Origin of the sequence: Bacillus pumilus, assembly GCF_038738535.1 — a bacterium.
Taxonomy (GTDB): Bacteria; Bacillota; Bacilli; order Bacillales; family Bacillaceae; genus Bacillus.
Map to the genome: position 1 here is coordinate 2,171,139 of NZ_CP046128.1, position 22,501 is coordinate 2,193,639.

Annotated in this window: 25 protein-coding genes; 7 read left to right on the forward strand and 18 right to left on the reverse strand. The window is 41.3% G+C overall.

What is annotated here, in order from left to right:
* Positions 1–43: 43 nt before the first annotated feature.
* From GKC25_RS10965 to GKC25_RS10975, 3 genes are all read right to left on the reverse strand, one after another.
* The gene (locus GKC25_RS10965; RefSeq protein ID WP_034661312.1) at positions 44–1,330 is read right to left on the reverse strand and encodes an MFS transporter; all 1,287 of its coding nucleotides are present in this window, start codon (positions 1,328–1,330) and stop codon (positions 44–46) included.
* Between the two features lie 122 nt (positions 1,331–1,452).
* Positions 1,453–2,061 (reverse strand): superoxide dismutase SodA, encoded by a 609-nt coding sequence (sodA, locus tag GKC25_RS10970; RefSeq protein ID WP_007501264.1) that lies wholly within the window; start codon positions 2,059–2,061, stop codon positions 1,453–1,455.
* A gap of 187 nt (positions 2,062–2,248) precedes the next feature.
* Positions 2,249–2,734, reverse strand: coding sequence for a DUF456 domain-containing protein (locus GKC25_RS10975; protein WP_034661313.1), 486 nt, complete (start codon positions 2,732–2,734; stop codon positions 2,249–2,251).
* A gap of 143 nt (positions 2,735–2,877) precedes the next feature.
* Here GKC25_RS10975 and GKC25_RS10980 point away from each other — a divergent pair, with 143 nt between their 5' ends.
* Positions 2,878–3,648, forward strand: a complete 771-nt coding sequence (locus GKC25_RS10980) for a DUF1189 domain-containing protein (RefSeq protein WP_034661315.1) — start codon at positions 2,878–2,880, stop codon at positions 3,646–3,648.
* A 54-nt stretch (positions 3,649–3,702) separates the two neighbouring features.
* On the opposite strand, the gene GKC25_RS10985 is transcribed toward GKC25_RS10980, so the two are convergent.
* Complete coding sequence (locus tag GKC25_RS10985; RefSeq protein ID WP_342689793.1) at positions 3,703–4,248, reverse strand: GNAT family protein; 546 nt, start codon at positions 4,246–4,248, stop codon at positions 3,703–3,705.
* A gap of 189 nt (positions 4,249–4,437) precedes the next feature.
* Here GKC25_RS10985 and GKC25_RS10990 point away from each other — a divergent pair, with 189 nt between their 5' ends.
* Both GKC25_RS10990 and ispG read left to right on the forward strand, forming a co-directional pair.
* A complete protein-coding gene (locus GKC25_RS10990; RefSeq protein WP_034661318.1) occupies positions 4,438–4,740 on the forward strand; it encodes a hypothetical protein in 303 nt (100 codons plus the stop codon).
* Positions 4,741–4,845: 105 nt separating this feature from the next.
* Complete coding sequence (ispG, locus tag GKC25_RS10995) at positions 4,846–5,958, forward strand: flavodoxin-dependent (E)-4-hydroxy-3-methylbut-2-enyl-diphosphate synthase (RefSeq protein WP_034661319.1); 1,113 nt, start codon at positions 4,846–4,848, stop codon at positions 5,956–5,958.
* Between the two features lie 43 nt (positions 5,959–6,001).
* On the opposite strand, the gene GKC25_RS11000 is transcribed toward ispG, so the two are convergent.
* The gene (locus tag GKC25_RS11000) at positions 6,002–6,364 is read right to left on the reverse strand and encodes a DUF308 domain-containing protein (RefSeq protein ID WP_034661320.1); all 363 of its coding nucleotides are present in this window, start codon (positions 6,362–6,364) and stop codon (positions 6,002–6,004) included.
* 139 nt (positions 6,365–6,503) lie between these two features.
* On the opposite strand from GKC25_RS11000, the gene GKC25_RS11005 reads away from it, so the two are divergent.
* Positions 6,504–7,082, forward strand: coding sequence for a 5' nucleotidase, NT5C type (locus GKC25_RS11005; protein WP_187703967.1), 579 nt, complete (start codon positions 6,504–6,506; stop codon positions 7,080–7,082).
* A 106-nt stretch (positions 7,083–7,188) separates the two neighbouring features.
* On the opposite strand, the gene GKC25_RS11010 is transcribed toward GKC25_RS11005, so the two are convergent.
* The 5 genes from GKC25_RS11010 to GKC25_RS11030 all read right to left on the reverse strand — a co-directional run bounded on the left by GKC25_RS11010 (position 7,189) and on the right by GKC25_RS11030 (position 11,300).
* The gene (locus GKC25_RS11010) at positions 7,189–8,106 is read right to left on the reverse strand and encodes an ROK family protein (protein ID WP_034661322.1); all 918 of its coding nucleotides are present in this window, start codon (positions 8,104–8,106) and stop codon (positions 7,189–7,191) included.
* 134 nt (positions 8,107–8,240) lie between these two features.
* A complete protein-coding gene (locus GKC25_RS11015) occupies positions 8,241–8,669 on the reverse strand; it encodes a Fur family transcriptional regulator (protein WP_012010595.1) in 429 nt (142 codons plus the stop codon).
* Complete coding sequence (locus GKC25_RS11020; protein ID WP_060596671.1) at positions 8,647–9,507, reverse strand: metal ABC transporter permease; 861 nt, start codon at positions 9,505–9,507, stop codon at positions 8,647–8,649. Before GKC25_RS11020 ends, GKC25_RS11015 begins: the two co-directional genes overlap by 23 nt.
* Positions 9,507–10,283, reverse strand: a complete 777-nt coding sequence (locus tag GKC25_RS11025; RefSeq protein WP_095285396.1) for a metal ABC transporter ATP-binding protein — start codon at positions 10,281–10,283, stop codon at positions 9,507–9,509. Before GKC25_RS11025 ends, GKC25_RS11020 begins: the two co-directional genes overlap by 1 nt.
* Positions 10,284–10,418: 135 nt before the next feature.
* Positions 10,419–11,300, reverse strand: coding sequence for a YitT family protein (locus GKC25_RS11030; protein WP_034661326.1), 882 nt, complete (start codon positions 11,298–11,300; stop codon positions 10,419–10,421).
* Positions 11,301–11,440: 140 nt separating this feature from the next.
* On the opposite strand from GKC25_RS11030, the gene GKC25_RS11035 reads away from it, so the two are divergent.
* The gene (locus tag GKC25_RS11035; protein WP_034661327.1) at positions 11,441–11,695 is read left to right on the forward strand and encodes a DUF2624 domain-containing protein; all 255 of its coding nucleotides are present in this window, start codon (positions 11,441–11,443) and stop codon (positions 11,693–11,695) included.
* A gap of 48 nt (positions 11,696–11,743) precedes the next feature.
* Here the strand turns inward: GKC25_RS11035 and GKC25_RS11040 are convergent, their stop codons facing one another.
* Together GKC25_RS11040 and GKC25_RS11045 are read right to left on the reverse strand one after the other, a co-directional pair.
* The gene (locus tag GKC25_RS11040) at positions 11,744–12,637 is read right to left on the reverse strand and encodes a deoxyribonuclease IV (RefSeq protein WP_034661328.1); all 894 of its coding nucleotides are present in this window, start codon (positions 12,635–12,637) and stop codon (positions 11,744–11,746) included.
* A gap of 9 nt (positions 12,638–12,646) precedes the next feature.
* Positions 12,647–13,966, reverse strand: a complete 1,320-nt coding sequence (locus tag GKC25_RS11045; protein WP_034661331.1) for a DEAD/DEAH box helicase — start codon at positions 13,964–13,966, stop codon at positions 12,647–12,649.
* 155 nt (positions 13,967–14,121) lie between these two features.
* Here GKC25_RS11045 and vrrA point away from each other — a divergent pair, with 155 nt between their 5' ends.
* Complete coding sequence (gene vrrA, locus GKC25_RS11050) at positions 14,122–14,820, forward strand: VrrA/YqfQ family protein (protein ID WP_034661332.1); 699 nt, start codon at positions 14,122–14,124, stop codon at positions 14,818–14,820.
* 157 nt (positions 14,821–14,977) lie between these two features.
* Positions 14,978–15,922, forward strand: a complete 945-nt coding sequence (locus tag GKC25_RS11055) for a 4-hydroxy-3-methylbut-2-enyl diphosphate reductase (protein WP_034661333.1) — start codon at positions 14,978–14,980, stop codon at positions 15,920–15,922.
* 39 nt (positions 15,923–15,961) lie between these two features.
* Here the strand turns inward: GKC25_RS11055 and GKC25_RS11060 are convergent, their stop codons facing one another.
* The 6 genes from GKC25_RS11060 to GKC25_RS11085 all read right to left on the reverse strand — a co-directional run bounded on the left by GKC25_RS11060 (position 15,962) and on the right by GKC25_RS11085 (position 22,260).
* Positions 15,962–17,083 carry a Nif3-like dinuclear metal center hexameric protein gene (locus GKC25_RS11060; RefSeq protein WP_060596667.1) on the reverse strand — a complete coding sequence of 374 codons (1,122 nt, stop codon included), beginning with the start codon at positions 17,081–17,083 and terminating at the stop codon, positions 15,962–15,964.
* Positions 17,076–17,792 carry a tRNA (adenine(22)-N(1))-methyltransferase gene (locus GKC25_RS11065; protein WP_095285397.1) on the reverse strand — a complete coding sequence of 239 codons (717 nt, stop codon included), beginning with the start codon at positions 17,790–17,792 and terminating at the stop codon, positions 17,076–17,078. Before GKC25_RS11065 ends, GKC25_RS11060 begins: the two co-directional genes overlap by 8 nt.
* 120 nt (positions 17,793–17,912) lie before the next feature.
* Positions 17,913–18,272: a cytochrome c550 gene (gene cccA / locus GKC25_RS11070; RefSeq protein ID WP_003217503.1), complete on the reverse strand. Its 360-nt coding sequence runs from the start codon at positions 18,270–18,272 to the stop codon at positions 17,913–17,915.
* Positions 18,273–18,574: 302 nt separating this feature from the next.
* Positions 18,575–19,696 (reverse strand): RNA polymerase sigma factor RpoD, encoded by a 1,122-nt coding sequence (rpoD, locus tag GKC25_RS11075; protein WP_187703968.1) that lies wholly within the window; start codon positions 19,694–19,696, stop codon positions 18,575–18,577.
* Between the two features lie 201 nt (positions 19,697–19,897).
* Positions 19,898–21,727: a DNA primase gene (dnaG, locus tag GKC25_RS11080; protein WP_034661338.1), complete on the reverse strand. Its 1,830-nt coding sequence runs from the start codon at positions 21,725–21,727 to the stop codon at positions 19,898–19,900.
* Between the two features lie 32 nt (positions 21,728–21,759).
* A complete protein-coding gene (locus tag GKC25_RS11085) occupies positions 21,760–22,260 on the reverse strand; it encodes a YaiI/YqxD family protein (RefSeq protein ID WP_034661340.1) in 501 nt (166 codons plus the stop codon).
* Positions 22,261–22,501 lie beyond the last annotated feature (241 nt).

The window sequence follows — 22,501 nt, forward strand, 5'->3', positions numbered from 1 at the left end:
CTATTATTTATCTAGAAATTTGATGTTCCATTGGTAAGAAATTTTACCTTTCTCCCTTAATAAGGTTCGTGTGAGAAACTGGCTTTTGACCGTCAGTCTCTTTCATATCAGCTGTTTTTTCTTTTAAATGAATATCTTTTACAAAATAATAAATGAGTGTGTGTCCCGCTCCAAGCACAACAAGAGAAGCAGGAATTCCGAGCTCATCACCCAGTAAGGTGACAGACAGAAGAAACAACACAATGGAACAAATACGGCCAGCATTTAAAAACAGCTCCCTGACCACAATATATTCAATTCGGGCTTTCCTTGCATACCTTGCATGACCGATAACATCGTATGTTAAGGATACATATGGAACAAGCAGAAGCGGGTATCCTATCGCAATGGCTACCGCATACATGAGAAGTGATACATAGGACAAGTGAAAGACGATTAAGAACAAGGCGCCGTATAAAATCAGCCCGCCAAGCATAATGGCTTTCTTTCGCCATTTTTTCTTAATCAAACGTGTAGCGAAGAAATAAGCGAAAAAGGCAACACCTGAGTTCACTAAACCAAACGTCCCGAGAGCAAGCTCACTGTTTGTTGCAATAAACACAAAGACACTGATTAAGAAGACAAAGACCCCTTCACGAAGCCCTTGAAAAAAGTGAGCTGTTGTAATCTTACGCCAATTCTCGTCGGCATGGCGTTCTTTCCATATTTGCTTGATGATAAATTTCCCTTTTGACTGCCTTCTCTTGAGGAAAAAGCTCATCACAACCGCTAGTGAAAACAAAAAAAGCGATAACGTGAAAATCACCGTATAGCCTGTATCATCCGTTAATTGAGAAATGACAATCCCCGCAATGAGAGGACCGATCATGCCAGCAGTAGATGACAGCACTCCGAGAAACCCATTAAAGAAATCTCTTGTTTCAGGCTCAGTGATCTCAAAGGTAAGTACGTTAAAAGCAAGCCAGTAAAAACCATAGCCGATCCCAAGGACACTCCCTAATAAAACAAGCCGCGCGGCCGCTTGCTCTCCTGCCATTAAGACAATTAAGTAAAAAGCGGCTAAAAAGATAACGCCGAAACGAAGGACAAAAGCCCGGTCTATTTTTTTAGCGAGCCGGCCTGCGAATAAAAACGTAATGGGCTGAAGCACAACAATAGCCAGATTGTAAATTGCAAGATCCGTGAATTTCCCAGACTGTTTCCATAAATACACGTTTACAAACGTATTTGAAAGCGCAATGGCAAGTGCATATAATCCGCCAATCGTGAGGAGGAGCATTAAATCTTTTGTAACATCCATGTCCCCGAACATTTTCTTTAATCTGCTCATATATTTCATTCTCCTTTTCTACACAATAGTCTGTCTCATCAAAAGGCAGATATGTAAAAAAAGGAGGGAAAATATAAAAAGACCTGCTTCTCTAAAGAGCAGGTCTTTTCAAATCGAATGATTTATTTAGCTTCGCTGTAAAGGCGAGCCACTTCATCCCAGTTCACAACATTCCAGAAAGCTGAAATGTAATCAGGACGACGGTTTTGGTAGTTTAGGTAGTAAGCATGCTCCCAAACGTCAAGTCCTAGAATTGGTGTTTTTCCTTCAGTTAAAGGAGAATCTTGGTTTGGCGTGCTTGTGATTTCAAGTTTGCCATTGTTCACAACAAGCCATGCCCAACCAGAACCAAAGCGTCCTGCAGCTGCTGCAGCGAAATCAGATTTGAATTTTTCAAATCCGCCTAATTCTTTTTCGATTGCATCTGCAAGTTCACCAGTCGGTGCGCCGCCACCGTTTGGTGAAAGAAGCGTCCAGAATAATGAGTGGTTAGCATGTCCTCCGCCATTGTTACGTACAGCTGTACGAATGTTTTCAGGCACAGAGTTTAGGTTAGCCACTAGCTCTTCGATTGATTGATCTTCAAGAGCTGATACACCTTCGATTGCTTTGTTTAAGTTTGTTACGTATGTGTTGTGGTGTTTTGTGTGGTGAATCGTCATTGTTTCCTTGTCGATATGTGGTTCTAATGCATCGTAAGCATATGGTAATTCTGGAAGTTTAAAAGCCATGGTTAAATTCCTCCTTAGAAATGTATGTACTGAAATGCTTCCTTAGGTCGTAAGCAAGCAATTCAACCTACTCAAAGAGTATCAAAAGAATGGGCTTGTTTCAATGTTATTGCTCATGATCTGAAACATTTCAGTGTTTATTTTGTATTTAGCCCTTTAGAAAAAGTTTTAAACTCCCTTTTTCTATTTAGCGAAGGACATAAAATAAAAAGATGCCCAGCATCAGCGCTTGAATCAATCCTTTGGCAAATACACCTGATATAAACCCGATTAATGAGCCTAATCCCACTTTCACACTCGTCTTCACATCTTTTTGATGAACAAGGAGCTCTGCAATGACACTTCCGATAAATGGACCAATGATAATTCCTGCAATGGGAATCACAAAAGGACCGGTTAATAACCCAATGGTGCTTCCCCAAATAGCTGCACGACTGCCGCCAAAACGCTTGACCCCAATGAGGTTTGAGACATAATCTGCCGCAAATAATACCGCGGTAAACACGGCTTGAATGAGCCAGAACGTCAGTGTAAGCGGCTCGAAGCTGAAAAAGAAACCATATAGAATAAATCCGAGAACCATAAAGACCACGCTAGGGATAATTGGATAAACAAGTCCAACAAACGCAATGATAAATGCACAGATAACCAGAATCCAATACAGCACGTCCAAGTTACTGCCGCCTCCTTTTTATATGCTGTATACATTATGCCTCATTCCATCTATCTTAACCAGCGATGAAGGCCATACTTGTACTTGATAGATAGACATTGATACAATATGAGAAATAGAAAAGAATGTAGGAAGTGAATTGATTGAACGTATTTAAACTATTGTTAAAAGGCATTTATTCACCAAAAGATATTGCTAAAGCACGGTTTACAGGGATTGGCAAAGCGATTTTATTCATTTTTATCCTTTCGATCATCGCAGCAGTTCCTCAGGGTTATCATATGAGTCAAGAGATCTCGAATGCGATGTCAGGATTTCAGCATGTGATCAAAAAAGATTTACCTGATTTCTCAATCGAAAAAGGAAAGCTTCAAGCGGATCAAAGTGCACCGATAGAAAAAGAAGAAAACGGCATTACGATCATCTTTGATCCTGCTGAAAAAATAAAAGCAAGTGAGCTTGAATCAAAGCAAACGGCCATCGCATTATTAAAAGAAAAAGCAGTGATCGCCATTGATGGCCAAATGACAGATATCCCATACCAGCTGCTTGGCGGAACGCTGACAAAAGACGAACTCGCCCGCGTCACAAATCAGAATCAAGCGATTATTATCCCAGTTATCTGGGTGCTGCTGTATCTATCAACTGCGGCTCTCATGTTCATTAGCGCAACATTCCTTGCGATGCTTGGTACATTTATTAAACGCATGCAGCAAAAAGAGCTGTCTTTCCAAATGCTATGGAAGCTCTCCGCTTATTCACTCACATTAACAACGGTCTTTTTCGCTATCATGAGTGCATTAAACACGCCTGTTGCGAACTCATTTTTATTAAATTGGATCATTAACTTTATCTTCTTATATCTCGTCGTAAAGGAAATACCCGCTAAACATAAACCACTTGTCAAAAGTTAATGAGTAAATGAAAGCTCCCCCAACTTGGAGGAGCTTTTTATGTATGTTCATGCTCTATGATTCATCTGGATGAATGATCGCAAACAAATAATGATCTTCCCACACACCATTAATCTTTACTTTTTTACGATTCAATCCCTCATTTTCAAAACCTGTCTTTTCAAGTACACGAATAGAACCTATATTACTCGGCTTTACTCCAGCTCCAATACGATGAAGGTGCAGTTCATCAAAGGCATAATCAATGATTAAACGAATGGCTTCTGTCATATACCCTTTACCGCCATGCTTTTCATCAAGTACATACCCTAGCCAAGCTCCTTCTACCGGGCCTCTAACGACAGAACTTAATGAGATTGTCCCAATTAAGTCATCTGTTTCATTTAAGAAAATACCGTGCATGTAGGCTTCATCCTTTGAGCACCTTTCCACACTGCGCTGAATTCGTTCAATTTGACGAGATAACGTGAAAAAATCGTCTTTAACCAAAGGTGTAAATTGCTGAAAATAGGAGCGATTCTCAAGCTCAAGTGTAAGTAGTGGCTGTGCATCTTCTTCTGTTAGCGCTCTCACATATATCTGCTGACTGATTTTCTTCATAAACTTTCCCCCTGTTTTTATTTTATCATAATGGTGATAGAAGCTTGAAAAAGCATCGCCGAGCGTAAATTCAATACAAGACTCACTAGAACGAACTAGAACCTCCCTTTTCACCTTTTCTCCTCATGTTGGTTCTATCATTTCAGGACATGCATAGACTGAAGTAAACTCTTAAAAGCGGTGAGTGAAATGCGGCGTATTATTTTTTTGCTAATCAGTTTGTTTGTCCTTTTTATTATCTTTTTTGATTTAAAAAATGGCACCATCCCTGTTGAAGAAGGTCCAGCTGTCCCTGCAAATGCCTTTCAAACACCTGAGAAAAAAGCATATAAGAAGGTCACGGTGAAACAAGGTGAAACCGTCGTCTCTATCGTCCATACAAGCAAGCCACTTGATGAAGTCATTGAGGATTTTGAAGAGCTGAATCAAGGCGTCAAAGCAAACGAAATTCGGGCAGGCAGCACATATAAGTTTCCGGTATATAAGAGATAAAACGTTAATTCCTTGTCATTCATACAAAGAGACTGTTACAATATGAACTGTAAAACAAGACGTACATGGCAAATGATTGCTTGTACACTAAGGAGCGATTGACAAGTGAGTGAAGTCACACATCGTACTAAAACGCGTCCCGTCAAAGTGGGACCTTTAACTATAGGTGGAAATAATGAGGTTGTCATTCAAAGTATGGCAACAACCAAAACACATGATGTCGAAGCGACAGTAGCTGAAATTAAGCGTCTTGAAGAAGCAGGCTGTCAAATCGTGCGTGTCGCATGCCCAGACGAGCGTGCAGCAAATGCGATTGCAGACATAAAAAAACAAATCAACATCCCGCTTGTTGTCGATATTCATTTTGACTACAAGCTTGCACTGAAGGCCATTGAAGCAGGTGCAGACAAAATTCGAATCAACCCAGGAAACATCGGAAGACGAGAAAAAGTCGAAGCGGTTGTAAAAGCAGCAAAAGAAAAAGGCATTCCAATCCGTATTGGGGTAAACGCTGGTTCATTAGAGAAAAAAATTCTTGATAAATACGGCTACCCAACAGCAGATGGTATGGTCGAAAGTGCACTGCACCACATTAAAATTCTAGAAGATCTAGATTTTCATGATATCATCGTCAGCATGAAAGCATCTGATGTCAACCTAGCTATTGAGGCGTACGAAAAAGCAGCAAAAGCGTTTGACTACCCTCTTCACCTTGGAATTACAGAATCAGGTACATTATTTGCAGGTACGGTCAAAAGTGCAGCTGGTCTCGGCGCTATTTTGAATATGGGGATTGGGAATACACTCCGCATTTCATTAAGTGCTGATCCAGTTGAGGAAGTAAAAGTAGCACGTGAACTGTTGAAATCATTTGGTCTTGCATCAAATGCAGCCACACTGATCTCTTGCCCAACTTGCGGCCGAATTGAAATCGACCTCATAAGCATTGCAAATGAAGTCGAAGAATATATCTCCACGATTAAAGCACCGATTAAAGTAGCTGTTCTTGGCTGCGCTGTAAACGGTCCAGGTGAAGCGCGTGAAGCTGATATCGGAATTGCTGGAGCTAGAGGCGAAGGCCTATTGTTCCGTAAAGGTGAAATTGTTCGTAAAGTGCCAGAAGAAACAATGGTTGAAGAACTGAAAAAAGAAATCGATAAAATCGCTGAAGAGCATTATGCAAAAATGGAAGCTGAAAAAGCAAAAGCCAACGCATAACAAAAAACGCCTGACGTCACTGTCAGGCGTTTTTCTGTTCTTGTTAAAAGAACGGGGTGATAAATATGCCAAGGATGACGGAAACAATTCCGATCCCGATTGACCATGCGCCAAGCGCATGTGCTCCTTTTCTTCTTGCAATATAACCAACGACGATTGCCGCTACTCCTAATAGCACCGGCAAGACAAATAACGAGATAATCGCAATCGCGAGTGCTGTATAGCCTATCCCCTTACTGCCTGAATCGTCACCTGCTTGGTCACGTTCTCGTCTGTCTACTCGATCTCTTGAAGCCTGATATGGCTCTGCAATTTCAGCAGCTGTTTCCTCTAGATAGCCATCATCATTACTAAAGTGTGTGTCGATTTCACGATCATTTCTTCTGAAATCTTCGTCTCTTTCCATGATCAATTCCCCCTTTTGGTTAATAGAAAGGAGCTTTTTTAGTATGAGCAAAAATGTCTGTTTCATGTTTGCTAAAACTTGCTGGAATTGTGAATTGATTATGTTACACTTTAAGAGTATAAAAATGAGGAGTGTGGGCATGTTACGTTTAGGAATTGATATAGATGGCACAGTGACGGCGCAGGATACCTTTGTTCCCTATTTAAATGAGTCGTTCCAATGTGCCATAACACTAGATGATATGACAGAATATGATTTGACGAAGCTTTTAAATATTTCTCAAGAAGAGTTTTGGGGCTGGATGAATCAGCATGAGCCTCATATATATAAACAGGCAAAGCCTGCTAAGGACGCAAAAGAGATTCTTGATCAAATGAAACATCAACACAGGCTGATCTATATTACAGCGAGAAGGCAGCATCATGCGGATATCACCTACGAGTGGTTTCACAAACATCACGTGCCCTATGATGACATTGAGCTGGTTGGCGGTCATCATAAGCTCGAAGCTGTGCAAAAGCACAAGATTGATGTGTTTTTCGAGGATCATCATGGGAATGCCACAATGATTGCAAAAGAGGCTGACATACCGGTTATTCTTTTTAACTCCCCATATAATCAAATGCCCATTGATGACAGGATTATACGCGTCAACAACTGGCAGGAAGCATCTCAATGGATTAAACAATACGAGCAGCGTTTTGAAACTGTTTATTAATACAGAAAAGCCGATACGCTAATGTATCGGCTTTTGATTGCGCACAAAGAGATAAAATGATCTTTATTTTATCTCTTTGGCTTCATTTCAGCATAGTTGAAAACCCTTAATGTATCGGCTTTTTTGATGGAACAAGCTGACCTTCTTTCATGAGAAAATGGTACAGTGCTCCCTTCATGCCTGCCTGATTCAAGTAGTGGCACGTTTCCAGCTTCACCTGAATGTTCTTCCACGCATGCAGTGTATGTAAATGTTTCTCAATGCTTGATAGTAAATCCGGTCTTGCACTTACGCCGCCTCCAATGAGGATTTTCTCTGGATTAAGGACAGTTGCTACATTGTAAATACCAATAGCGATTCGCTTGTACCACTGATCCACCAGCTTCTCAATGGACGGATCGTGCTTTGCCTTTTCAAAAATTTCTTGACCGTCTATTTGAGTACTTTGCGGAATTCCTTGCTTTTCTTTATAGCTGCGAATTAATCCAGCCGTTGAAGCACTGCTGTTGAGTGTTGTAAATTGTCCATTTTCTGTCTCTGTCAGCATCATGCCAAATTCACCGCCGCGGAAGGAAGCCCCGCGCACAAGCTGACCGCCAGCGAAAAGACCACCGCCAACACCTGTGCCAATCGTCATACAAATAAAGCTGTCACAATCTTTCGCATGGCCACTATATTTTTCTGCAAGAGCTGCACAATTCGCATCATTTTCAACTTCAACACGAAGAGATGTTTTCTCTTCTAAAAGTGTTTTTACATTTTGACCATTTAAGGCGATGATGGCTCCTGCAAATTCTGTATAACCTGTTTCACTGTCCACAAAGCCCGGAAGACTAATGGCGATTCCGCTGACATCCGACGTTCTCTGATATTGCTTGACCACATCCGCCATAACTTCTAAAAACGGTTCAAGCTGCCGGCAGTTCGTTTGATAGTCACCGCTCGTGACCAGCTCCCCATCCTGATCCATTAATCCATGTTTTGTTCTCGTCCCGCCTACATCGAACACGACATAATACGCCACTTTTGACCCCTCCCTTTACTCCAAAAGACGCAAATTGCTGCATCGTACCTTGTTCTCATTTTAATGAAACAGCCGCCCTTTGTAAAACGTTTTCAAAAAGACAAAAGAAAAAGCCAGCTCTGCGGCTGGCTTTTTCATGAGTGAACTTCCTTCGGTTCGCAGGAAGGACACGTTCCGTAGATTTCGAATTTATGTCCGCTAATGTGATAATCCTCTAAATCGGCGTCTAGCTTGTCCATAGGACAGGCATCGATCTCCTTTGTTTTACCGCATGCAAGACAAATAAAGTGATGGTGGTGATGAGAAAATGAGCATTTAAAACGAAAAAGCTTCTCCCCTGACAATTCCGTTGTTTCTAATATACCTAAGTCTTCATATAGCGATAAGTTTCGATATATCGTATCAAAGCTAAGACCTGGGTAGTCTTCACTTAGTGCCGTCAGCACATTTTTAGCGGTCAAATATTTATCAGAATCAGAAAACAATTGAAGCATATCTTCACGTTTGCTTGTATATTTGTAGCCTTTTTCCTTTAATAAATCAAGCGCTTCTTGTACGTTCATGATGATTCCCCCTTCTGAATTTTCCAATACTAATACATCCGATTAAAATCAAAATGGACAGCATCACAATGGTTCCGCCTGGCGCTAAATCTAGATAATAGCTTAAGATTAATCCGGCCAATACAGACAATTCACCGAACAAGATCGAAAGGAAGATCGCCTGTTTGAATCCTTTGGCAATACGGATACTTGCCGCAACAGGAAGCGTCATAAGCGCGGAGACAAGCAGTGTGCCTACGATACGCATTGATGCCGCAATGACGAGTGCGACGACTAAGATAAAAATAAAATGAATCCATTTCGCTGAAATACCAGAAGCCTTTGCATGCTCTTCATCAAAAGAAAGTAAAAACAATTCTTTATATAAAAGCACGACAACTAACACAACAACGAGTGAAATCCCAACAATAATCCAAAGATCTAATCTCGAAACCGCACTGACACTTCCGAACAAATAACTAAACAAATCGGTATTAAAGCCATTCGCTAGTGAAATGAAGATGACGGAAATCCCGATACCACCTGATAAAATAATAGGAATCGCAAGCTCCTGATAATGCTTATACACGGAGCGCAGACGTTCAATAAACAATGAACCGGCAACAGAAAACGCCATCCCTAAGTACAGCGGGCTCACCCCTGTCAAGAGGCCAAACTTTTTATCAAGGAATAAGCTTGCTGCAATACCGGCAAGTGATACGTGACTGAGGGCATCTGCAATCAGCGAGAGCCTTCTCACGACGATAAATACACCAAGTAAGGGCGCAATAAAGCCGATCAGCATTCCTGCGATAAACGCATTTTGTAAAAATTCATAATGAAAAAATGGAAATAGCATTATTCATGTCCCCCATGATGGTGATGGTCGTGATGAATCACTTGAATGTCATGTCCGTAAAATTGAGATAACGCTTGATCATCCATTGAATCAAACGTTTCTGCATCCCCGTGGAAATGAAGTGTCTGATTTAAGCAAGCCACATGGGTGACTTTATCAGAAACGGTGCCAACGTCGTGTGTAACGAGAATTAAAGACATTCCTTTTTCTTTGTTCAATGTTTCGAGCAGCTGATAAAAGCCTTCTACTGTCCGCTGGTCTACACCAACCGTCGGTTCATCTAAAATGAGCAGCTTTGGCTGACTGACGAGCGCACGGGCAATAAAAGCACGTTGCTGCTGACCGCCTGAAAGTTCACCGATGTTTTGGTGCTTTAAATCTTGTATGCCAACTGAGCGAATGGCATCCTCAACTTGCCATTTGTCCTGCTTGCTCATTCGTTTGAATAAACCAATTTTCGCCGTCAATCCACTTGCAACGACCTCGTAAACAGAAGCAGGGAAACCCGTATTAAAACTATTCGCCTTTTGAGAAACAAATCCAATTTGATCCCAGTCTCTAAATTTTGACGCAGGCGTGCCAAATAGCTTTAATTCACCTTGCTGTGGTTTAATGAGCCCAAGCAGGCATTTTAATAAGGTTGTTTTACCAGATCCATTCGGTCCAACAAGTGCTAGAAAGTTCCCTTCCTCTACTGTTAAATGAATGTGATCAATGACATTTCGCTGTCCATACGAGTACGAAATGTCCTTCATTTCAATAATTGGCTTTGCCATGAATCTTTCCACCTTTAATCAATATAAAAAGAATGATTACGATTTATACAACAAAAAGAAAATGGCTTTTGCCATTTTCTCTGTCCATACATACATTTCATTATATAAAAGAAAGATTAAAAAGTAAAATAAAAGCTAATGAATGGCTGTTTTGAACTTACCGCCTTTTGTTTCATGCGTATCCATAATCGTAATAAATGCTTGACCATCAATTTCAAATACAATGGATTTTAGCTTTGTAATTTCAAGTCTTGTGACAACGGCGTAGATGACATCCTTTTCTTCATCTGTATAGCCGCCTTTCCCTCTCAGCTTTGTCGTTCCCCTGCCAAGTCGATGAAGAATCGCATCTGAAATTTCATCATAATAATCTGACACGATAATGACAGCTTTTGTTTCATCAAGCCCTTGAATGACAGCATCAATTGTTTTCATTGCCAAATAATATGTCATGACAGAATACATAGCCTGCTCTGGTCCGAAGACAAAGCCTGCCCAAATAAAAATGAACACATTGACGATCATGACAAACTCACCGACGGAGAAAGGAATTTTTTTCGTCAGAAGAATTCCTAAGATCTCTGTTCCATCCATTGAGCCTCCATTACGGATGACAAGTCCAACACCAAAACCAAGTAATAGCCCGCCAAATACAGTAGCTAAGATCGGCTGATTTGTAAATGCCTCTACATGATGGAGTGAAGATTCAATCACGGCTAAGCTGACAATCCCAATCATTGTGGAAACCAGAAAGGTTTTCCCAATATGTTTGTATCCTGATATCATAAATGGAATATTTAAAATGACAACAATCGTCGCAAAATTGATGAATGGGTTATCTGTAAAGAGATAATCCAAAATAAGCGAAATACCGATGATGCCTCCATCAATAATATTGTTTGGCACTAAAAATAATTCAATGCTGACTGCTGCGCATGCAGCTCCTACTAGAATCAGGAAAATTCTCAAAATAAAATGAGGCACTGATTCCTTTCTATGCTGTTTACTATTTGCCATACGTTCTCCCTTCTACACATGTTAAATTTTCAATGAACATTTTATTCACTTTACTATTTTATCATTTCACAGGATAAAATAAAATTTTTTGCACATTTTCCGTTTTCGCCCATACATTGTTACAGAGGGGAGGAATGGAATTGATTTTAATTCAAAAAATTGTCCTGCAGCGGCTCAATCAGATCACAGCAAATGATCTGTTAAGGTATGCGAAACAGTATGGTGTCAGTTTAACGTCAAACCAAGCTGTCGAGGTGGCCAAACTCATGAATGGGAAAAACGTCAATATTTTTAATGATGCAGAGCGTAACCGGCTTCTTAAGCAAGTGGAAGCGATTACTTCTAAACAGACAGCTCAGACTGTCAATGATCTGTTTAATCAGTTTACAAGTTAAGCAAAAAAGGGCCGCATTTAGCGGCACCTCATGATGTTGTATGCTTTTTTACTGACCCTTAATTTTATCTAGTAAGCCTTCGTCAAATTGCTTTTCTTTCAGCATCGCAATTTCGAATTTGTAAGGTGGTTTTTTGTTCTTTTTATCTTCACCTACATAAGGCGTTTCTAAGATTTTGGGCACATCTTGAAGCTGCGGGTGATGCACAATATAGTTCAGTGCATCGAAGCCAATTTCACCAAAGCCGATATTTTCATGTCGGTCTTTTCTTGCGCCTTGTACGTTTTTACTGTCATTAATATGAAGAACCTTGATTCGGTCAATACCGACGATTCGATCAAATTCTTCTAACACCCCATCAAAGTCAGTTACAATCGGATAACCAGCATCGTGTGTGTGACATGTATCAAAGCAGACTGAAAGTGCTTCGTTATGTGTCACTCCGTCGATAATTTGGGCAAGCTCTTCAAAGCTTCTTCCGCACTCTGATCCTTTGCCTGCCATTGTTTCAAGTGCAATTTGAACCTCTTGCCCTTTTACGATGACTTCGTTTAAACCTTCAATGATTTTTTGGATTCCTGCTTCTGATCCTGCTCCGACATGTGCACCTGGGTGGAGAACAATCTGCCCTGCACCTAGCGCTTCTGTACGTTCAATCTCAGAGCGAAGGAAGTCCACGCCAAGCTCAAATGTCGCTGGATTTACGGTGTTCCCAATATTAATAATATACGGTGCATGTACGACGATATCTGTCATACCATGCTCTTTCATATGCGCTTGTCCAGCTTCAATATTGAGGTCTTCAATTTTTTTGCGGCGCGTATTTTGCGGTGCACCTGTATAAATCATAAACGTATTCGAACCATAAGAGGCAGCTTCTTGACTCGCTGCAAGAAGCATATGTTTTCCGCTCATGGATACATGTGAACCAATCTTCAACAATGTTTCCCCCTACTTTCCATTACGCTTTGACTTTCTACGTTCCTGTCTCTTGATTTTGTCCATCTCACGTGTCATTTTCTTTTTATATCCAGGTTTGACGGCTTTCGGTTTTCTCACAAGACGCTTTGCTTTTTCTTCAATTTCATTAGGTGCTTTTTTACGTCTTTGACGCTTCAAGCGGTCATCTGCATCTCGCCATTCGCCATGAACAATGGTTTTGTTTTCAAACACAACGCCCATTTTCTCGATTTGAATGAGTGCATCCTCATCAGCAAGCTCATAAATAGTCATTGCAATTCCAGATGAACCAGCTCGAGCTGTTCTACCAACACGGTGAACATAAAAATCAAGATCAGATGGAAGTTCATAGTTGATCACGTGGCTGACGCCTTTAATATCAATTCCGCGGGCTGCAAGATCAGATGCCACAATATAAGTGAACTCTAAATCATCAATTTGTTTCATCACTTTTTTACGTTCGCGCGGCGTTAATCCGCCATGAAGCACTCCAACTTTCATTCCTTTTTCTTGTAGGAATGATGCGATTTCATCAACGGTTGTTTTTGTATTGGCAAAAATGATGCCTAAATAAGGCTGTACATTCGTCACCATTTCATGAAGCAGTTTTAGCTTGTCACGCTGTTTAGATGGGACTAAAATATGCTGAATGTTTTCAGCTGTAATTCGTTTTGGTTCAACATGGGCATATTTTGGATTGTCCATATATTTTTTCAGGAACGGCTTTAGTTTTTCTGGAATAGTTGCTGAGAACACAAGCATTTGCAGCTGTTCTGGCATTTGTGAACCAATACGGTCCACATCTTCTAAAAATCCCATATCCAGCATTAAATCCGCTTCATCAATGACAAGAGATGTCGCTTTGTAAACGTTCAGCGCCTGCTCATGAATGAGGTCAGCAATACGTCCAGGTGTACCGACAACCAAATGCGGCTGGTTTTTTAGCTTTTGAATGGATTTCTGCTTGTCCGTTCCGCCAATGTAAAGCTTTGCTTTCATCTCTTCTTCTGGAGAGGCATTCTTTAAAATCGTTTGGGCTTCTTTGAAAATTTGATTGGCTAATTCTCTTGTAGGTGCAGTAATCACAACTTGTACTTGCTCTTTGCTTGGATCAATTGAATGAATAAGCGGCAATAAGTACGCGTGAGTTTTTCCTGTTCCTGTTTGTGATTGACCAATCACGCTTTCTCCTTTTAACACAGCAGGGATGATTCTTTTTTGAATATCAGTTGGCTCATAAAAGCCCAGTTCATGAATAGCATCTATAATAAAAGGCTTTAATTCATATGTCGTAAATTTTGTTTCGTTCATGTTTTCACTCCTTAAGGCAATGCCTTTTTGCTCATCTCCTCATTATAGCTGATTTTCAGCAAAAAAACCATGTCCGCTTTTCTTACAGGAAACCAATTGATGCTTCCTTGCATAACCTATGAAGAGAAAGAGAATGCAGTAAGGGAGGTACAAGTATGTTAGGGCAAAGGCCTATGGGCGATTTTCAGCCGCACCGTCCCTCACGCCGGCATCTTGGAAATGGCGGACAACCCGGGATTTTTCAAAGAGGGCAGCAGCCTCCTATCGAACAGCCTTTTCAAGGGCAAGGCAATCAATTTCAGCAAATGATGCCTCGCTCCCCGTCTGTACAGGGAGGCGGTATACGCGGGATGGACGGAATTCCAGGAGGCGAGAGCCGCGCACTAGGCGGCGGAGCAGGAATGAAAGGCATGCTCGCTAAATTTCTTCCTGGCGCAGGGGGAGCAGGGATCTCTGGAGGTGGTGCGGGATTACAAGGAATCCAGAGCTTCACAAATCCTGCGACCCTCTCAAGCATGTTAGGAAATGTACAAAAAGTGCTCGGTATGGCGCAGCAATTTACACCAATGATTCAGCAATACGGTCCTTTAGTAAGAAATCTGCCTGCCATGATTAAGCTGTACAGCCAGCTCGGCAGTGCGGATGATGATGAAACAAGCGCAGATGAAGATCCTAAAGAGATCGGCAAGGAAACAGAAGTGCCGCAAGAAGAAGCAGCACGAGATGATGAAATAGAAGAAAACAAAGAACCAGAGGACATCCTCGTCAAAAAAGCAGCTCCTCACACATCACCTGCTCCTGAAGCAAAACCGAAAAAAAGACCTGGCAGCTCTGTTCCAAAACTATATGTCTAGTGATCTTTTAACGGCGAAGTGTTCACTGCGTATAACAATCTTTGATATATGCGCTTACTTTGGCTATAATGGAAGCTAGAGAATGATAAAAAGCCGTTTTTTACGGCTTTTTATATTGTTCTTCTCTAGCAGCACTTCCCTACAGGAGGACGAATAAATGAATGTAATTAAAATTTCGCCGCGTGGCTATTGCTATGGCGTTGTGGATGCAATGGTCATTGCTAAAAATGCCGCACTTGATAAAAACTTGCCACGCCCAATTTATATATTAGGTATGATTGTGCACAACAAGCACGTGACAGATGCCTTCGAAGAAGATGGGATCTACACACTGGACGGACCAAACCGCATGGACATTTTAAAGCAGGTTGAAAGCGGAACAGTCATTTTCACCGCTCACGGCGTTTCACCTGAGGTTCGTCAAATTGCAGAAGAAAAAGGCCTTATCACCATTGATGCAACCTGTCCCGATGTAACGAAAACACATGAACTCATTTCAGAGAAAACAGCCGATGGATATGACATTATTTATATTGGGAAAAAGGGTCATCCTGAGCCAGAGGGAGCTGTCGGAGTAGCTCCTGACAAGGTGCATCTTGTCGAAACAGAAGCCGACATTGAGGCGCTCGATTTAACATCAGATAAACTGCTCATCACCAATCAGACGACGATGTCTCAGTGGGATGTTCACGATCTAATGGAGCTGATTAAAGAGAAATACCCTCACGTCGAGTACCATCAAGAAATTTGTCTTGCGACACAGGTACGTCAGGAAGCTGTTTCCGAGCAAGCTGGCCAAGCTGATCTTACCATTGTTGTCGGCGATCCAAAAAGTAATAACTCCAACCGTCTGGCACAAGTGTCCATGGAGATTGCTGGAACGCAGGCTTACCGTATTGGTGACCTAAGTGAGCTCAAGCTGGAGTGGCTGCAAGGCGTAAATACCGTTGCCGTTACGGCTGGTGCTTCAACACCAACACCTATTACAAAGGAAGTCATACGTTTCTTAGAAAACTACGAGCCGGATGATGAAGCAACTTGGAAGATTGAACGGTCGGTTCCTCTTTCGAAAATACTACCGCGCGTGAAAACAAAGAAATAAAGAAAACGTCAGAGCATAGCAGCTCTGACGTTTTTTTGTTTACATAAATTGAAATGGGTTTGTGTTCGATTCAGAAACAAAGAGCTGTACATCATACTTTTTATCTGAACATAGCGATTGAAGCTTCGCCTTTACGCCCTCTTTCATAATCTTTTCTGCATAATGCCCTGGGTCCACTACGTTCAGCCCGAGCATCATGGCATCATGGGCGACATGGAAATAAAGATCCCCTGTCACATACACATCAGCACCCATTCTTTTCGCTTGATGAATGTATTTATTTCCGTCTCCGCCAAGCACAGCCACTTTTTTCACAACAGCGTCCTGATCACCTACAAAGCGAGCACCATTTACATCCAGCTTTGTCTTCACAAATCGTGTAAAATCTCCAAGGGTCATAGGCTCTCTTAGCTCCCCTATACGGCCAAGGCCTTTTTGAATCGGAGGAAGATCTGTCGTGTGTACACTATAAGCGACTTCTTCATAAGGGTGTGCTTTGATCATTTCACGAATCACTTGTTTTTCTATACTTGCCGGGAAAATGGTTTCAATCCGCACTTCTTTGACAAATTCCAATTGACCGCTCTCACCAATGAACGGATCCGCATCTTCTGATGGCAAAAAGCTGCCTGTCCCCTCATTTGAAAACGCGCAATGGCTGTAGTTGCCAATATGGCCTGCGCCCGCATTTCCTAAAGCTGTACGGATGGCTTCTTCAAATTCCTGCGGAACATACAGGGCAAGCTGTTTGATTTGATCTTCATATGTCGGGACTAACACACTTGTTTCTTCAAGCTCTAAAGCCTCCGCAAGCAAGTCATTGACTCCTCCATCAGCCACATCTAAATTCGTATGTGCCACATATACCGCAATATCATGTTTGATGCATTTCTCAATGATCCGTCCAGCTGGCTGATCTGTCGCTACATGTTTTAACGGACGGAAGATCGGTGGATGGTGAGCAATAATGAGATCCACATTTCTTTCGATCGCCTCATCTACCACATTCTCTAATACATCCAAGGTGATCATGACATTGTTTACCTTTTTATTTAACGTCCCAATCTGGAGACCGATTTTGTCACCTTCTACGGCATATGCCTTTGGTGAAAATTGTTCAAATAATTGGATGATTTCATGTCCGTTTACTGTTTTAGCCAACAGTCAAAACCTCCTTTAGAATCTTTATTTTTACATGCAGCTCTTCAAGGCGCTCCTCATTCTCTTCTGCCCGCGCTGCCTGCTGAATTTGACTTTCTATTTTCTCCATATGCTGAAGCTCTTGCATCCACTTGCGCCGGAAGACGTCGTTTTGCTCTTTCGCAAGAAACGGACCAACTAGCATGCCTGTTTCAATCGACATCCCTTCATAGGCTTTATCTTTGTCGCCTTTTTCTGCGATCATGATTTCGTATATTTTGCCATCCTCTTCTAAAATGACTTCATCCATCAATTCATACCCCTCTTGATAGAGCCATAAACGAATGTGGTGAGCATGGATATTTGGCTGAAGAATGAGCCTCTCATGGCCTGCGAGCTTATGCTTGCCATCATTTAAAATGCTTGCGATGAGTGCTCCGCCCATACCTGCAATCGTGATAGCATTCACTTCGCCCTTTTCAATAACTTCAAGGCCATTACCTTTTCTGACCGAGATCTGGTCATCTAATTCAAGTCTATGTACTTGCTGCTTCGCCGATTGAAGCGGTCCCTCTGTAATTTCACCAGCAATGGCTTTTACTGCTTTTTGATGCAGGATCGCATAGCATGGCAAATAGGCATGATCTGAGCCGATATCAGCAAAGACGGCCTCATGTGGTAAAAAGTCTGCGACTCTTTTTAATCGTTTTGATAAATTCATTTCATTCATACGTATCACTACTTTTCTTTAATGTTCATACTTGTCTATCTTATATAAATTATGGACTTTTTAAAAGTCGTTTTCAAATGAAAAAAGCTCTTCTGATGAAAAAGAGCTTTTTGCGTAACATTATTTAATTTTGGATACCCATTCCGACATTTCATCGAGCTTTTCATTCGGGATCAGCCCGCCTGGCATCCCGTTGCCGCCTTCTTGAATTTTCTTCTTGATGTCTGCCACTTCAAGCTTGTCTCCAACGCCTTTTAATGCAGGACCTGCGCCGCCTTCATAGTTTTCCCCGTGACAGCTCAAACAGTTTTGCTTATACAATTCTTCCGGCGTCGCATTCGCTGTCTCTTCTTGTTTTTGCTCCTCGCCTCCAGAGGCGATTTTGTCTTCATCTTTCAACCCCTTCATTGATAAGAAAAAAGTGAGTCCAATACCTAAAATGGCAATCAATAAGAATGGTATAAGTGGATTCCGTTTCATTTCTTTCATCCTCCCCTTTGTGAAAACCCCTTTGAGACTATGCAAACAATTCTAATTCTACTTTAATTTTACAAAAAGTAAACGAATTATGATACAAAACTTTGGTCAAGTTCACAGATTAGACAAAAATGATACAAGATGAGAAATGAAGCCTTCAGCACATTTTGATGTATTTTTTATACATCTTTTCTCTAAGAACGTTGCAAATTCATTTGTTATTCAGTAAAATATAATCAGATTGAAAAAAGCGTTTTCATTTTTGATGAAGAAAGAACGGATCTCTTTCAAGATCCGTCCAGTTTCTACTCTAAGAAGTCTTTTAATCGTTTACTTCTGCTTGGGTGTCTTAATTTACGCAGAGCTTTCGCTTCAATTTGGCGGATACGCTCTCTTGTGACGCCGAACACCTTTCCAACCTCTTCTAACGTACGTGTTCTTCCGTCATCTAGTCCGAAGCGTAGTCTCAGTACATTTTCTTCACGGTCCGTTAGCGTGTCTAATACATCTTCAAGCTGCTCTTTTAACAATTCGTATGCAGCATGGTCAGATGGAGATGTCGCCTCTTGGTCTTCAATAAAATCACCAAGATGCGAGTCATCTTCTTCACCAATAGGTGTTTCTAAAGATACAGGCTCTTGCGCAATTTTAAGAATTTCTCTTACCTTTTCTGGAGTTAAATCCATGTCTTCAGCAATTTCCTCTGGCGTTGGTTCTCTGCCTAGGTCTTGCAGAAGCTGTCTTTGAACACGGATCAATTTATTAATGGTTTCCACCATATGAACCGGGATCCTGATTGTTCTGGCCTGATCGGCAATCGCACGCGTGATCGCCTGTCTAATCCACCAGGTTGCATATGTTGAGAATTTGTATCCTTTGCGGTAATCAAACTTCTCAACTGCCTTCATAAGACCCATGTTTCCTTCTTGAATCAAGTCAAGGAACAGCATACCACGACCGACGTAGCGTTTCGCGATGCTGACAACGAGACGAAGGTTTGCTTCCGCTAATCTTCTTTTTGATTCCTCATCGCCTTCTTCGATCTTTTGAGCATACGTAATTTCTTCTTTAGCAGATAACAAATTGACGCGTCCGATTTCTTTTAAGTACATACGAACAGGATCATTAATTTTGACACCTGGTGGTACGCTTAAATCATTCAGGTCAAATTCCTCTTCTGCTTTAGCCAGCTGCTGAACATTTGGGTCTTCTGTCTCTTCGTTTTCACTGATGAGCTCTACACCCTGTTCGCCTAAGTATTCATAGTATTCATCCATTTGGTCTGATTCAATTTCAAAGCTAGACATACGCTCTGCAATTTCTTCGTATGTTAAAACGCCCCGTTTTTTACCCGTTTCAGTGAGCTTATCTCTCACCTGTTCATAGGTTAATTCAGTTTCGGTTTCGTGGGCTTGTTTATCAGCCATTATGGATCCCTCCTTCCAAAGCTTGCAACGAATTCTAAAGTAACTTGCGATTTGCTTTCGCTCTGCTTTTCTCTCTTTATCAAACAGATGAGCAAATAGGAATAAAATAAATAATGATGAAGGCAAGATGCTTGCGGTCTTATGCTCCTCCCGTAAAGGATTCATTGCCAGCCGTAAGTCTTGTCATAAATATTAGACGTATTACTTCAGCGAACGGTTCAACTGAATAATTTCTTTTGCAAGTGTTGCCGCTTTGAAGAAATCTTTTTGCCTCTCCGCTTCTGCACGTTCTAGTTCTTTTTCCTTTATCATTGACAAATTCCGATGATTCAACACTTTTTTTACATAATCACTTAATTCAGCTTCACTTAGTTCGTCTCCAACTTGAATCATGAATATATCCGTCAGAAGCTGATTGATGACATCATCTTCTATACGGTTCATCAGATGCTGCGGCGTTGGTTCTTTGCCTTCTTCATACAAAGCATAAATGTACGTGGCCAGCGCCCTGTGAGAATCTATATTAAATTCAATCCCTACTCTGTCAAGTACTTTTCGGATCACGTCATCACTTTTTAACATATGAGCAAGCAGCATTCGCTCTGCATTTTCATATGCTGGCCGCAGACGCTTTCTTCTTACCTGTGTTGACAGATGTGCACGCCGTTTTTCAAGCCCGCTTTCTTCCTGTGTGCTTTTGGCTTCTTGCCGCTGCTGTTTTTCAAACAGCTCCAGTTGTTCTTTTAATGAATCAAGTGAGATCGAGAACTCTCCAGCAAGCTGTTTCATGTAAATCTCTTGTTCCAAGGAACCGTTTAACCGGCTAATTTCTCGGAGTACCTGCTTCATATAAGTAAGCCGGTCTCCTTCGTCAGATAAATTCTTTCCCCTACGGAAAAAGTTCATCTTAAAAGTCATTAATGTCACACTTGCATCTATGATGTCATTCCTAAATTTCTCGCCGCCATATTTACGAATGTAATCATCTGGATCAAGTCCATCTGGTATCATGGCAACGCGAACTTTACATCCTCTTTTTCCAAGCAAATCTGATGCTTTCATGGTGGCTTCATAACCGGCCGTGTCAGAGTCATAGCAAAGAATGATCTCTTCTACGTTACGTCTGAGAAGTTTTACGTGCTCTTCTGTTAGAGACGTACCCATTGTTGCAACACTTTCGCCGACACCTGATGTGACAGCTGAAATGACGTCAGCAAATCCTTCGAAAAGAACCGCCCGTTCGCGTTTTCGTATATGCATACGCGCGTCATGAAAGTGATAAAGCAGCTTACTTTTATGAAAAAGTGGCGTTTCAGGACTATTCATATACTTAGGCTGCTGATCACCAAGCGATCTTCCGGAAAAAGCGACAACTGTCCCATGATGATCATGAATGGGAAACATCACACGATCCCTAAAGCGGTCAAAAAAGCCTGTTCCGTTTTCACGTTGAATCAAAAGACCAGCCTTCTCCATCATCACAGGATCAAACCCTCGTTTTTCTAAAAACTTGGTCACGAAATCCCAAGAGTCAAGAGCATATCCGATCTCAAACTTGGCAATTGTTTCATCCGTAAAGCCTCTCGCCCGTAAATAATCGAGTGCGTTTTGACCTTCCTTTGTATTTACCAGCAAATGGTGGTAAAATTTCTTAAGAAGCTCATGCGCTTCAATCATTTTATGATCTGCAGTGTCCTCTTGCTGTGAGGAGCTGACCTGAGCATTTGCTACATGATCAGGCAAATCAATATGGTACTTATCAGCAACATGTGAAACGGCTTCAATAAATGAGTAGCCTTCCATTTGTCTGAGGAACGAAAATACATTACCTCCTGCACCACAGCCAAAACAATGGAAGATTTGCTTATCTGCTGAAACAGAGAATGAAGGAGTATTTTCACCATGGAATGGACAAAGACCGAAGTAATTTCGACCTTGCTTTCTAAGCTGTACGTATTCTCCAATCACTTCGACAATGTCTGCGTTTTTTTGGATTTGCTCCAAAAGTTCATCTGGTATACGTTTGCTCATCCTATAACACTCCGTCGTACATTATTCGCCTTTTAATTCAAAAATCCTTCATGATTCGACAGGATTTTTTGTAGCTGCGCAATAAATCGCTTTTTATCCTCTTCTAAAAGCTTTTTGGGACCTTTTCCATATACACCTTTTCTTCGCTGTTTACTGGAAACATGTCTGCGTTCCAAATCAAAATCAATTGTTTCGTTTGTGTACATCCGTCCTCTTTCAGACAGTACAATGACCTGTCTTGGAAGCAGTAAGGAGGCAAGACCAATGTCTTGGGTGACGACAATATCATGCGCGGCAGCTGAGTTCGCAATGACTAAATCCGCTGCTTCCTTATGTGTATCTACAAACCGCCAATCTTCAAGTGGAGATCTTTTGGTTTGAAAATGCTCATATGAAGCAATGAACATCACAGGTACTTGAAATTGAGATGCGACAGAAAGGATTTCGTCTTTTACAGGACAAGCATCTGCATCGACATAAATCGCCCTCTCTTGTTTATGTTCATTCAGGTGACTAATTCTCCATCCCTCCACCTTATTCCTGCTTTAGAGAAGCAAAAAGACCATACTTTCCCCCCATATAGCAAACAACAGTAAAACTCATTTTGTCGAAAAGTTATGTTCAGAATCACTTGACTTCTGCCAATATTAGTTTATTCGTTCTTGACTTAACTTAAACCTAAAATCAATCATTTTATCACAATTTTTTATTATAATACAAATGCAGCAAATATGCCATTGTTTTTGTTTACCCGTTTCCCACCATAGGAAAAAC

Excerpts from the sequence above, each read along its gene's own strand:
- GKC25_RS10985 (WP_342689793.1), bottom strand. The coding sequence starts at position 4,248 with ATGAAGAAAATCAGTCAGCAGATATATGTGAGAGCGCTAACAGAAGAA.
- vrrA (WP_034661332.1), top strand. The coding sequence starts at position 14,122 with ATGTTAGGGCAAAGGCCTATGGGCGATTTTCAGCCGCACCGTCCCTCA.
- GKC25_RS11045 (WP_034661331.1), bottom strand. The coding sequence starts at position 13,966 with ATGAACGAAACAAAATTTACGACATATGAATTAAAGCCTTTTATTATA.
- cccA (WP_003217503.1), bottom strand. The coding sequence starts at position 18,272 with ATGAAACGGAATCCACTTATACCATTCTTATTGATTGCCATTTTAGGT.
- rpoD (WP_187703968.1), bottom strand. The coding sequence starts at position 19,696 with ATGGCTGATAAACAAGCCCACGAAACCGAAACTGAATTAACCTATGAA.
- GKC25_RS11055 (WP_034661333.1), top strand. The coding sequence starts at position 14,978 with ATGAATGTAATTAAAATTTCGCCGCGTGGCTATTGCTATGGCGTTGTG.
- GKC25_RS11005 (WP_187703967.1), top strand. The coding sequence starts at position 6,504 with ATGTTACGTTTAGGAATTGATATAGATGGCACAGTGACGGCGCAGGAT.
- GKC25_RS10990 (WP_034661318.1), top strand. The coding sequence starts at position 4,438 with ATGCGGCGTATTATTTTTTTGCTAATCAGTTTGTTTGTCCTTTTTATT.
- GKC25_RS11025 (WP_095285396.1), bottom strand. The coding sequence starts at position 10,283 with ATGGCAAAGCCAATTATTGAAATGAAGGACATTTCGTACTCGTATGGA.
- dnaG (WP_034661338.1), bottom strand. The coding sequence starts at position 21,727 with ATGAGCAAACGTATACCAGATGAACTTTTGGAGCAAATCCAAAAAAAC.
- GKC25_RS11030 (WP_034661326.1), bottom strand. The coding sequence starts at position 11,300 with ATGGCAAATAGTAAACAGCATAGAAAGGAATCAGTGCCTCATTTTATT.
- GKC25_RS11000 (WP_034661320.1), bottom strand. The coding sequence starts at position 6,364 with ATGGAAAGAGACGAAGATTTCAGAAGAAATGATCGTGAAATCGACACA.
- sodA (WP_007501264.1), bottom strand. The coding sequence starts at position 2,061 with ATGGCTTTTAAACTTCCAGAATTACCATATGCTTACGATGCATTAGAA.
- GKC25_RS11020 (WP_060596671.1), bottom strand. The coding sequence starts at position 9,507 with ATGCTATTTCCATTTTTTCATTATGAATTTTTACAAAATGCGTTTATC.
- GKC25_RS10965 (WP_034661312.1), bottom strand. The coding sequence starts at position 1,330 with ATGAGCAGATTAAAGAAAATGTTCGGGGACATGGATGTTACAAAAGAT.
- GKC25_RS11015 (WP_012010595.1), bottom strand. The coding sequence starts at position 8,669 with ATGAACGTACAAGAAGCGCTTGATTTATTAAAGGAAAAAGGCTACAAA.
- GKC25_RS11065 (WP_095285397.1), bottom strand. The coding sequence starts at position 17,792 with ATGAATGAAATGAATTTATCAAAACGATTAAAAAGAGTCGCAGACTTT.